Annotated in this window: 12 protein-coding genes; 6 read left to right on the plus strand and 6 right to left on the minus strand. The window is 37.5% G+C overall.

Going from position 1 to position 12,001, the window contains the following annotated elements; translation table 11 throughout:
* Positions 1-179: 179 nt before the first annotated feature.
* The 6 genes from F8M42_RS03295 to F8M42_RS03320 all read right to left on the minus strand — a co-directional run bounded on the left by F8M42_RS03295 (position 180) and on the right by F8M42_RS03320 (position 6,727).
* Positions 180-983 carry a TrmH family RNA methyltransferase gene (locus F8M42_RS03295; protein WP_182187955.1) on the minus strand — a complete coding sequence of 268 codons (804 nt, stop codon included), beginning with the start codon at positions 981-983 and terminating at the stop codon, positions 180-182.
* A gap of 44 nt (positions 984-1,027) precedes the next feature.
* A complete protein-coding gene (locus F8M42_RS03300; RefSeq protein WP_182187956.1) occupies positions 1,028-1,219 on the minus strand; it encodes a YwbE family protein in 192 nt (63 codons plus the stop codon).
* 80 nt (positions 1,220-1,299) lie between these two features.
* On the minus strand, positions 1,300-2,070 hold the full coding sequence (locus F8M42_RS03305) for an HAD-IIB family hydrolase (protein WP_182187957.1): 771 nt from the start codon (positions 2,068-2,070) through the stop codon (positions 1,300-1,302).
* A gap of 379 nt (positions 2,071-2,449) precedes the next feature.
* Complete coding sequence (gene dcuC / locus F8M42_RS03310; protein WP_229711421.1) at positions 2,450-3,712, minus strand: C4-dicarboxylate transporter DcuC; 1,263 nt, start codon at positions 3,710-3,712, stop codon at positions 2,450-2,452.
* Between the two features lie 221 nt (positions 3,713-3,933).
* A complete protein-coding gene (locus F8M42_RS03315) occupies positions 3,934-5,163 on the minus strand; it encodes a M20 family metallo-hydrolase (protein ID WP_182187958.1) in 1,230 nt (409 codons plus the stop codon).
* Positions 5,164-5,272: 109 nt separating this feature from the next.
* Positions 5,273-6,727: an IS1182 family transposase gene (locus tag F8M42_RS03320; protein ID WP_182187276.1), complete on the minus strand. Its 1,455-nt coding sequence runs from the start codon at positions 6,725-6,727 to the stop codon at positions 5,273-5,275.
* Between the two features lie 110 nt (positions 6,728-6,837).
* On the opposite strand from F8M42_RS03320, the gene F8M42_RS03325 reads away from it, so the two are divergent.
* The 6 genes from F8M42_RS03325 to F8M42_RS03350 all read left to right on the plus strand — a co-directional run bounded on the left by F8M42_RS03325 (position 6,838) and on the right by F8M42_RS03350 (position 11,984).
* On the plus strand, positions 6,838-7,188 hold the full coding sequence (locus F8M42_RS03325) for a NifB/NifX family molybdenum-iron cluster-binding protein (RefSeq protein WP_182187959.1): 351 nt from the start codon (positions 6,838-6,840) through the stop codon (positions 7,186-7,188).
* Positions 7,189-7,209: 21 nt separating this feature from the next.
* On the plus strand, positions 7,210-8,085 hold the full coding sequence (locus F8M42_RS03330) for a radical SAM protein (protein ID WP_229711423.1): 876 nt from the start codon (positions 7,210-7,212) through the stop codon (positions 8,083-8,085).
* Between the two features lie 41 nt (positions 8,086-8,126).
* On the plus strand, positions 8,127-8,969 hold the full coding sequence (gene nifH / locus F8M42_RS03335) for a nitrogenase iron protein (protein ID WP_196594972.1): 843 nt from the start codon (positions 8,127-8,129) through the stop codon (positions 8,967-8,969).
* A gap of 288 nt (positions 8,970-9,257) precedes the next feature.
* Positions 9,258-10,031, plus strand: coding sequence for an ABC transporter permease (locus tag F8M42_RS03340; RefSeq protein WP_182187961.1), 774 nt, complete (start codon positions 9,258-9,260; stop codon positions 10,029-10,031).
* Between the two features lie 37 nt (positions 10,032-10,068).
* A complete protein-coding gene (locus F8M42_RS03345; protein ID WP_182187962.1) occupies positions 10,069-10,902 on the plus strand; it encodes an ABC transporter permease in 834 nt (277 codons plus the stop codon).
* Positions 10,903-10,958: 56 nt separating this feature from the next.
* Complete coding sequence (locus tag F8M42_RS03350; RefSeq protein ID WP_229711425.1) at positions 10,959-11,984, plus strand: ABC transporter substrate-binding protein; 1,026 nt, start codon at positions 10,959-10,961, stop codon at positions 11,982-11,984.
* Positions 11,985-12,001: the final 17 nt, after the last annotated feature.

Below are 12,001 nucleotides of genomic sequence, written 5' to 3' on the forward strand. Positions count from 1 at the left end.
TCGTATTTTAGCACAACCAGTTTGCTTATACAAATTAGTCATTGAAAAAACATTTTATTGAAATATATCTATAATAGGAGTGTCACGGGTGATTCGTTGTTTTTTTATTGTGAAAAAATTTCTGTCAAGTTTTTTCAAATGGAATCACCTGTTTTGACTATAAATCATTATTATATTATTTATCTTATCCTTAGCTGCCAAAACGCAACAGCACTTGCAGCAGCAACATTAAGCGAATCGACCTGATGTGCCATGGGGATTTTTACTACATAATCGCAAGCAGCGATAATGGCCGGTGGCAGGCCATAGCCTTCGCTACCAAAAATTAAGGCCAGTCGTTTTTCAGCAGCTAATGATTTATCTTCAATACTGATGGAATTATTATTTAATACCAGAGCGGCTGTTTTAAACCCCCATTTTTTTAGTATGGATATATCCTTCACCAAATGAGACCAAGGCAGTTGGAAAACAGTTCCCATGCTGACACGTACTGAGCGTCGGCACAACGGATCACAGCAAGATGAGGTTATGAGTATGGCATCAATATTTAAAGCTGCCGCAGAACGGAATATTGCCCCAACGTTAGTAGAGTCTGTAATGCCATCAAGTATGGCTATACGCTGGGCTGAAGGTATTAGACTTTCGGCTGCGGGCAGTTTGGGGCGGGTCATGGCACATAAAATACCGCGTGTAAGTTTATAACCGGTTAATGTTGCTAATAATTCACGGTCACCTGTATATACGGGAACATTGCCATAGTTTTCAATAATATCATGTGCCTGACCTGAGATGCGTTTTCGTTCCATTAAAAAAGCCAGTGGTTTGCAGCCTGATTTTAGAGCCAGTTCAATTACCTTGGAACTTTCCGCAATAAATATACCCTTTTCAGGATCTGAGCGGTTGCGAAGCTGTACTTCAGTTAAACGATTAAATAATGCTAATTCCGGAGCAGTAAAATCATGTATTTCTATAATATTGGCCAAAAGATGTCAGCTTCCTCACATAATAGCAGCTACTAAATATGATGTTACAAAATTTCTTGAACTCTGCCGATGATTCCATTTTCAAGACGTACCTTTATACCTCTGTGGTGTATGGCACTATTTGTCAGAATGTCTTTTACAATACCTTCGGTTAATTGCCCGGTTTTTTGATGCTGTTTTTGTACGATTTTTACTTTTATTCCAGGGCGGATATTTTTTCGTTCTGTCCCGTTCATTATATACCTCATTTCTATTTTCATTAATGGATGTTCTTTTGAACTATATTGTATGCAATAAGCTGCAATGAAATGGCCGCCTATGATGTCAAATGGTCCAGTAGTAAATCACCCACCGAAGGATAGACTTTGACGGCAGTTTTTTTGATTAAATCTGCTGCACTTTCTACCGTATAACCTTGAAATCTCTCAATCATTGGTAAATCGTTTTTGTCATCTCCGATAGTCAAGAGCGGCATATGATTCCAATGCTGCTCTTGTAAAAGTTCTTGCAGTCCGGTTGCTTTATCAACGCCACATGCAGTGATGTCAACAAAACATTGGTTGGAACTTATATACAAACTGCCTGAGTAATGATTTTGCAGTATTGACTGGGCAACTGCTGTTTCTTCCGCATCAGGATAAAATAAAGTTATTTGTATAAGTCCGGATAGTCTGAAAGCTTCTTGCAACGTAATTTTGGGAATGTTCAAATTGGCCGAATCTATACAAATTTCATTATAAATGGGGTATAAATAAGCTTTTTTTGTAGTGAAAAATATAACATACTGGCAATGTTCGACCATCTTTTGTGATAGTAAATCTTGTTGGATTTGTGTAGGCAAGATATGATTTGCTAAAATATTAAGCTTGTCATCAAAAACTGCTGCACCATTTGTGCATACAAGAAAATCAAATGGAATATTATATTCATAAATTCTTTGCAAGATCAGAACTAGACCACGACCTGTAGCAATGCCAAATAGATTACCGGCTGCCCGCCAATGAGCAATAGCGGCAAGATCTTCCATTGTTACTTTTTGATTTTTTCGATATAAAGTACCATCAAAATCACTGGCTGCTATTTTCAAAGTATCATGCTCCCTACATTATTCTCTAATCATTATACTATAAAAAACAGAATATAACATTTTGTATTATTAAATGATTTATATTTTATTGCTTCAAATAAAATTGTTTTAGTTATTTGAATTTATAATGTGCCTGATGGTATAATAAAATCTATTTTCTCGAAGATATTGAATATAATGTTTTTAAAATCTTTACTGACGCTGTAAATAAAATGAACTGTCGCACAAACGGTATTGACCTCATAAAGATGCAATCAACCAACAGTTCTCTGTCTTTTGGAGAAGAGCAAAAAGAGGGGAATATGCATACTTATGAATAGAAAATGTCACGTGCGGCAGTCCCTTTTGCATTCTGAATTATGTATTGATTTAGTCTAAATTAGTATAAAAGCATAAACATACCAATAATCAGGGCACCAATCATGGGCAGGCAATTTCTTTTTGCGACTTCAACAGGATTGATTCCTGCAATACCGGCAACGATTATTGTTGCGCCTGCTATTGGTGACATTGTGCGTCCTAATGTTCCGGCCAAAGTAGCGGCACTGCCCATTTGTACAGGAGTCATGCCAAAAGCTGCTGCATGTGGCGTGATGGCTTCATTAAATGCAAATGTAGCGGCATCGCCTGATCCTACAAGAATAGCCAGAATAAATGGTCCGACAGCAGCGCAAAGTTTTACGATAGCAGGAGTGTTGAGCATAGCATTGATGAATAATTTGACTAAACCAATTGAGGTCAATCCTGCTACAAATACACCCGCTGAGATAATTATACCTAAAATAGAACCATAAGCTTTACCCATTCCGTCGAAAAAAGCTTTACCTAATGCAGATGGACTAGTACGAGTTACTAATAATGTCAACAAGGCACCGATTATCATCGCTTGCGGTACACCCATTTTAAAAATCGGCATGATGTGGGTTTCACCGAGTATTAATATAACTATTGGAACTATCGGCATGACTGCGTGTAATAAATTTACTTTAAAAGAACTATCTAGTGTAAGATTTTTTGAAACATAGCCCTTGTCCTCTTTTAACACATAAGCCAATGTGGTAATTAAAACAGTTGCCACTGCTAATGATGCAAGGTTGGCTTTATAGTGATAGCTGATAACGTCCATGACACCAACGCCGGCAATTTTTGCAACAAAGGGATTGTGGGCAAGACCTGGATTGAGCATGCTGCCATATGTCCCGCATTTGACAGCGGCAGCGGCCATTGCCGGATTTACACCACCGGCCATTAACAGCGGAACGAAAATTGCTCCTGCTGCAGCTGCTGTTCCGGCTGCACTGGGCAATGCTATATTTACCAAATAGGTGCAGATTACAACTCCGGGAATTAATAGTGGTCTGAATCTTTTTAAAATAAATGCCATGGCATTTATTAAATGTTTATCACACTCGGTGAAGCGTATGGCCATAGCAAACCCCATTACAGAACAAACTGCCTGTATTAAGCCTGAATTTGTCATACTCTTGGCAAATGCATTTAATGCTGCCATAGGAACTCCACCTATGCAGCTCATAAAAATTCCGGCACCAATCAAAACAACACGAGCGTCATACCCTTTAACAATAAGGTATACTACGGCAATGACTGTAATAATTCCTAAAATCGACATAAACACTATCATGATTACCTCTCCCTTATTATAAGTTCGCAGCACAACAAAAAAAGGATATACGCTGCCACATATTATTAAATATGCGTCATTGCATATATCCTATATAAACAATATTGTACTGCATGATTAATTGTTTAACGTAATTTATAATAGATAAATATTGTTAATTTGTCAACGTTAAAAAATAAATAATGTTATCAATGTGTCTGTCTGGTGTTAATTTTTTTATGTCATTTATTCGATGATAAGCAGCAGAGTGTTTCATATAATACATTTACACCTTGCTCAATATCATCCATGTCAGCCCATTCAGCCGGATTGTGACTGATACCATCACGGCAAGGAATAAAAATCATTCCGGCAGGTGCAAGTTGTGCTAAATGCATAGTGTCATGTCCGGCACCACTTGGCATTTTGTGATAAGTAATTTTTTTATTCTCACATATAGTTGCAATAGTATCTATTACCGATGGATTTAATTTCACCGGTTCCTCATTAGAAAGCATTTCAATTTTATAATCAATATTTCTGTTTTTTGTTATAGATTCTATACTTTTCTTTACATCAGCGGTTACATCAGTTTTTACCTGAGAATAAATGCTGCGAATATCTATGCCCAATTCAACTTTACCGGGAATTACATTCATGACATTAGGCGCTGCTTTTACGATACCGACGGTTCCCACAGCTGGCCGGACTGAGTTTGCTGCGGCATTTTCTACAGCAATAATGATTTCAGCTGCCGCACACAAAGCGTCATTACGCATCCCCATGGGGGTGGCACCAGAATGGTCGGCTTTGCCGGTAAGTATTAATTTCATTCTGGTAGGTGCGGCAATACCGGTTACAACACCGATGGTTTTATGCAATGTTTCTAAAACTTTTCCTTGCTCGATATGCATTTCAATGCAGGCTTTTAAATCACCTGGTTGAATTTCTTTTTGTACATTATCGGGGTGAAGATTTCTTGCCAATAATACATCATACAAAGAATTGTTTGATGCATCTTTTAATCGTTTCATTTCGTTTACAGTCAATTCACCGCACATAGCCTTACTGCCTAATGTAGCGACACCGAACCGGCTTGATTCTTCGCACATAAAAACTACGATTTTTAATGGATTATAATTTATAAACCCATTTTTGTTCATTCGGTTAATTGCCTCAATAGCTCCTAAAACCCCTAAAACACCATCAAAATTACCACCATGTGGTACGCTGTCTATATGAGAACCGCACATTACTGCGGGTGCGTGCGGATTCTGTCCTTCTTTGTGTCCAAATATATTGCCAAAGCTATCAATCCTTATGGAAAGACCGGCTTGTTTCATTAACCCTATAATAAAATCTCTGGCATTCCAGTCTTCATCGGAAAAAGCAAGTCGTGTTATACCATCGCCAGGTAATGAAAAATTTTTCATCGTAGCAAAATTTTTTGCTAAAGTAGTTGTCGAAGTCATATTATTTCCCCATTCCTAATCATGTTGTTAGTAAAATCTATAACGGTATTATCGCTATAAAATAATAATTTATTCAATATTTACAGGCTAAAGACGAAAGCACCTGCATTTATCCACAGCAGGTGCTTTCATCATATTTATCCACAAAATTTAATCTTAAAATGAATTTTTTCATTAAAAATGTCAAAGAAGAGGAAACTGCTGGTGGTAGTTTCCTCTTCTTTTTCTTCCACATTGCCAGCTTCTTTAAATTCATGCATGCGAAAGTGAGCGTTACCTGTAGTTTAATTTTTTCTAGGCCGCTCATTCTTGTATAACGCATTGCATGTTTTTCTTTTGCATCAGCAAAAACGCGCTCTATTGTTTGGCTTCTTAATTTATAAATATCCCTGTATTTAGGAACATACCGGTATTCTTCTGCAAGCTCCATATATTTTGACCATACATGCGAGGTTATGACTTTTACACAATTTTTACTATTAGTACACTGACTTAAAAGTGAACAGTTTTTACATGTTTTAGCATCACTTTTGTATTCACGGTAGCCTTCTTTATTGGTGGTTGAGTACTTTAAAACTTGGTTTGCTGGACAAATCATACAGTCATAATATTCATCATATACATACTCGTACTTACGAAAAAATCCCTGCTTAGTCATTGGTCGTTTATAAGGAACTGATGGTATTTTTCCATTTTTTATAATCTCTCTCATAATAGCAGGGGTTTTATAGCCGGCATCTAGCGCAACTACTTCATTTGTGTCATTGTATTTATCTAGTTTTTTATATACGCCATGAAACATTTGACTGTCATGGATATTGCCGGCTCCAACAACAAAATCCAATATGAAATTATTTTTATCACAAGCTGTATTAGCTACATAGGCAAAGCAACGTTCATGTTCTCCTTTTACAAATAATCCACTTTCTGGATCTGTCTTACTTTTGCAGATGCTTTTCCCTGATGGTGGCTTAGGCCCTTTTTTTGTAGGTTTTTTACCATGCTTTTTTCGATCAGCATCTATTTCTTTTTCCAATTCTTGCTGGTAATTTTTTATTGTTTGATCAACTTTTACACGTTCTTTTTTATTACGGTTAGCATTGGCCTTTATGTGAGTTCCATCTATAAAAATTGCACTGGTATCTACGAAACCTGCTTTTTGTGCTTCATCTAAAATCCTATAAAACACTCGTTCAAATATATCTGTACCTTCAAATCTTCGTTTGTAATTTTTACCAAACGTTGTAAAATGGGGGACTGACTCCATTAATCCGTAGCCTATAAACCAGCGGTATGCAACATTAACATCTATTTCTCTTATTGTTTGACGCATGCTTCTTATTCCAAACAAATATTGAATAAATACTATTTTAAATAAGGATACAGGATCTACTCCTAAATTGCCTTTTTGTGAAGTTGAGTACATTCCTTCCACTTCATCATAAATAAAACTAAAATCTATTGCTTCATCTATAGCACGAAGTATGTGATCTTTGGGAACTAAATCGTCCAGTGCTACAAATTGTATTTGTTTTTGTGATTGTCTATTTTTCTTTTCATACATAAAAAATTCCTCCCCAATATAATTTTACCATATTGGGGAGGAATTTGGGGTTATTGTCTACACTCTGGTATTTAAATATATTTAAATATATTTTGAAGGAGGAATATTATATGGGCTATAAAATTGCAGCAGCGTCTTCTGATGGGCAACAAGTAGATCGCCATTTTGGGCATGCTGACACATTTTATATTACAGAAGTTTTAGATGATGGCACATATTTCTTTTTGGAAAAGCGGATAGTAGAATCGCCCTGCCAACATGGAAACCATGATTCAGGGATCATGCAAAAAATGATAGAGAAAATTGACGACTGCAAATATGTTTTATGTGAAGCTATCGGTAGCGGTGCAGCAGCAATATTAGCTCAAAGGCATATAACTCCGCTGGAAACGGATAATATGATCAATAAGGCTATAGGTTATATTATCTTATATGATAAGCGTTTACAGCATGCATCATAGTAAAACGAAGGAGAAATGGAAATGAAGAAGACGACGAAAATGAATGTCTTGCGGGAACAGCATCCGTGTTTCGGTGTCAGAAATAATCGCGGCCGTATGCATTTGCCGGTATGCCCCGGATGCAATATTTTCTGCCGTTTCTGTGAACGCAGTATCAATGCTGAAGAAAACAGGCCAGGAGTTGCCGCAAAGGTGATAACACCGAGTGAGGCTTGTGAATATGTAGAACGAGCTATAAAATTCTGCCCGAAGATTACAGTAGTTGGGATAGCAGGACCTGGTGATACACTTGCGTCAGACAATGCCATAAAAACATTTGAGCTTATAGACAGGCAATTTCCCAAGCTTTTAAAATGCATGAGCACGAATGGGCTGCTTCTTAAGGAAAAGCTTCCGGATATTTTACGAGTAGGAGTAGATACACTGACAGTAACGGTCAATGCTGTTGATCCTAAGATCGAAGCTCAGCTGAATGATGGGATAGTTTATCATAAAGAAAAAATTATGGGTGAAGCTGGAGCGAAAATACTTATCGGCAATCAGTTCGCAGGTATCAAAGCTGCCGCAGATGCAGGGATAACAGTAAAAGTAAATACTGTACTTGTAAATGAGATAAACAGGTTTCATATAAAGGAGATAGCAAGAACAGTTGCAGAATGCGGCGCAGAAATTTATAACATCATACCTCTTATTCCGCAGCATAAGCTCAAGGATTTTTCTGTACCAAGTTGTATCGATATAGAAACAGTCAGATGCGAAGCCGGTAAATATATAGATGTATTTCGGCATTGTCAGCATTGCCGTGCTGATGCTGTAGGTATACCAGGAAAAAACAACTTTAGCCGGCAAGTATATCTTGATAAAATTTCCGTTAAAGAAACATTTTCACATGGTTAATCAAAAACAAAGGAGTATAAAAATTCATGGGTGATAAAAAAATTCGTCAGATTGCAATATATGGAAAAGGTGGTATCGGTAAATCAACAACGACGCAAAACCTGACTGCAGGATTGGCAGAACAAGGAAGGCACGTTATGGTTGTCGGCTGCGATCCGAAAGCAGATTCGACCAGGCTTTTATTGGGAGGATTGGCGCAAAAGACAGTTTTAGACACATTACGGGAAAAAGGACAAACTTTTGATATCGACAATATTGTAAAAGTCGGATTTAAAAATATACGCTGCGTTGAATCAGGCGGGCCGGAACCGGGCGTCGGATGCGCCGGGCGCGGCATTATAACATCTATAGGTTTATTGGAACGTATGGGAGCTTATACGGACGATCTGGATTATGTTTTTTATGATGTATTGGGCGACGTTGTCTGCGGTGGATTTGCCATGCCGATTCGTGAAGGCAAGGCAAAAGAGATATATATAGTAGCAAGCGGTGAGATGATGTCGCTATACGCTGCTAATAATATTTCAAAAGGAATCCAAAGATATGCAGTAAAGGGTGGCGTACGGCTAGGCGGAATAATCTGCAACAGCCGTAATGTCGACAGAGAATCGGAATTGCTGCGGGCTTTTGCCGAAGAATTAGGAACACAGCTTATTCATTTTATTCCGCGTGACAATATTGTGCAGCATGCTGAAATAAGACGCAAAACAGTCATTGAATACAAGTCGGATGCCAAGCAGGCTGATGAATATAGAGAGCTGGCCAGGGAAATTGAAGAAAATAAGTCTTTTGTAATACCTAAACCATTGGAACAGGACGATTTAGAAAAGATTTTAATGGATTATGGTTTGTATGACAATATAGAAAGCAATTATGCAATATAAATAGATTGCCATATAGATAAAGATAAAAATAATTATGAGTAAGATATAAGTTAATAGCAGAAAGTGAGCGAATTGGGACAATGTTAATAAACAAATGCTGCATTATGAATTGTAAATGTATGTGCAAAAATAAATACATTACTGCTTTGATATGAACATCCTGTTATAGAATAAATGTAGTAAAGGCAGGTAGTGTTTTAAATACCATGCCTTATTTTTTTATATATGTTTTTGTACAGAGAATAAAGATGTGATGTTTATTTGTCAATGGACGGGGAGAAATTTGCTATGGAAGAATTTATAAAAAAAATCAATAATCATCTTATTGATGCATTAGGCATAATTGTTTTTTTATTATTGTGGGAATTTTTACCAAGGGCAGGTATTATTGACGGACAATTCATCCCGCCTTTATCGAAAGTCATTGCGGCTATTATTAAACTGTTTCTGGCAGAGCATTTGATGCTGCATATTGCAGCTAGTCTGCAGCGAGTGTTTATTGGAGTGGTTTTGGCTGTCGTTTTAGCAGTACCTATTGGATTTTCTCTGGCGGCTTTTCCTAAAACAGCTGCTTACCTGCAGCCATTGTTGAAAATAGGTAGTCAAATTAATGCTTTTGCATTGTTCCCGATCTTCATTTTACTGTTCGGTATAGGAGAAACGGCAAAAATAAGTATTATTTTTTGTTCTGCTTTTTGGCCTGTATTATTTACCACTGTAGCAGGAGTAAGACAAGTCGATCCTCTGTATATAAAAAGTGCTAAATCAATGGGGGCGGGGCGATTTAGAATTTTTAAGGAAGTAATACTGCCAGGTACGACACCGTTTATTTTTACAGGTATCCATAATGGAACCACACACGCTTTTTTAATGCTGATTGCAGCAGAAATGATCGGAGCAAAGGCTGGTTTAGGATGGATAATTCTTAATTCTACAGCGAACAGTTTAATGCCGCGCTTATTTGCCGGCGGTATTATTATTGCGTTTTTAGGAATGCTTCTAAGTTATTTTATTTATTGGCTGGAGGATATTATCGTATATTGGCGGGAAGAAACTAATTGATTTTTGATGATGTTTTAGTCATAAGGAGGCAAGTTTTATGCAAACTATAGTAAAAGGACTTTCAATTCCAAAAGTTTGTCCGGTGAAGGTTAAGGCTTTGGGTATAGAGCTAAAAAAAATTGTGGTTTCTAATATTTCTATTGTAGCATTTTTTGTTTTTTGGGAAATTTTAGTAGATACAGGAATCGTTAAAGATACATTTGTAGCTTCTCCATCAACAATAATAATTACTATTTTAAAACTGTTGGAAAGCAATACACTTTTAGAGCATATCGGCATCAGCTTGTTTCGTGCTGTAGCTGGGTTTATTTTTGCTGTTGTAATTGCAATTCCATTAGGGTTCTTTTTAAGCGGACCATATACTATATTCCGGCGTATAGTTACACCGGTTATGCGGCTGATGAATGCTGCTAATCCATTTGCATTGCTGCCTGTATTTATTTTATTGTTCGGAATTGGTGAGATATCAAAGATAGCAATTATATTCTGGGTATGTTTATGGCCTATTTTGTTAAATACTATTGCCGGTATACGGAATGTTGATCCTTTATTGGTAAAATCAGCTCGTTCAATGGGAATGCAGGGGAGACCGTTGTTCTTTAAAGTTATTTTACCAGCAGCGGCGGCACCAATTTTCCATGGCCTTAAGATGAGCTGCGGGACGGCATTTTTTATGCTGATCGCAGCGGAAATGATTGGTGCTAGTACAGGCTTGGGCTGGATGGTATGGAATGCACAGATAAATTATCAAATACCTAAATTGTTTGCAGTTACTTTTATTATTTCAGTATTAGGGCTGTCTTTGAATTATTTGTTTGTCAGGATTGAAAAAAATGTTCTTTCTTGGCAAACGGATGACACAGAATATTGATTTTCAAAGTTAAAATATATTTACTTTTGTTGGTAAATAGGAGCGTGATGCCGGATATGAATAGAAACTTTAAAAAAATTTTGGCTGGTATAGTTGGGATCGTAATTATCGGTGCCGTAATTTATGGGGCCAATCATAGTGATCAGGCTCAGGGAAATGGACAAGATGCCACGGCAGATGACGGATTGTTTCCGATAAGAACATGGTCTCAAACCGATTGTTCTTCAACACCGTGGATTGTAGCTGACCAGAAAGGCTTTTTAGCGGAAGAAGGCCTTAAGGTGGTTTATACTGGCGATACTCAGCCAGCTCAGCAAATCCCTTCAGTAATGAACGGCAACAATGATGTTGGAGGCGGTACGCATCCAAATTCACTTGCAGTAGCTATTAACGGTGGGGCAACAATCAAGGCTGTAGTACCTGCCGGTATTGATCCTGGACCTGAAGTCGATCCTAAAATGCGTCATATGGCTTGGTATGTAAATCCGGACAGCGGCATAAAATCATTTGCTGATTTAAATAATATTCAGGGTAAAGTCAAATTTTCCACTATATCAACTAACATCTGTGCAGATTTTTTAGCAAATAACATTGCTGACAAAAATAACGTTCCCCGTGACAAAATTGAATGGGTAACGATGCCTGATATTCAAGCTGTACAGGCAGTAAAACAGGGATTAGTAACTGTGGCTGGTGTGCACCCGCCTTATTATAAGTCTATGGAAGATGCCGGTATGATAAAAATTGCTGATAGTTTTGATGCAGGTCTTGGGCCGACAGCAGGGCTTTCTTATTATTTCTTTAATGACGACTTTATTAAAAAGCATCCTGATATAGTTAAAAAGTTTGCCAAGGCAATGTCCAAAGCTGAAAACTGGGCCAATGAAAATCCAGAGGAGGCACGGGTCTTGACAGAAAACTGGATACATGTTCCTGTTTCAGCGACGCATTACTATTCTGGGAAGACTGATTTGAACCCACGCTTGGCTGATGTATGGATAAAAGATTTGGAGGATCATGGCGTTATTCCTGTGGGTAAGGTGAAATCTGAGGATTTGATGGCACTGGATATAAATCAATGACAAATTTGCCTAGTGAA

The organism is Pectinatus frisingensis (assembly GCF_014076555.1).
Lineage (GTDB): Bacteria > Bacillota > Negativicutes > Selenomonadales > Selenomonadaceae > Pectinatus > Pectinatus frisingensis.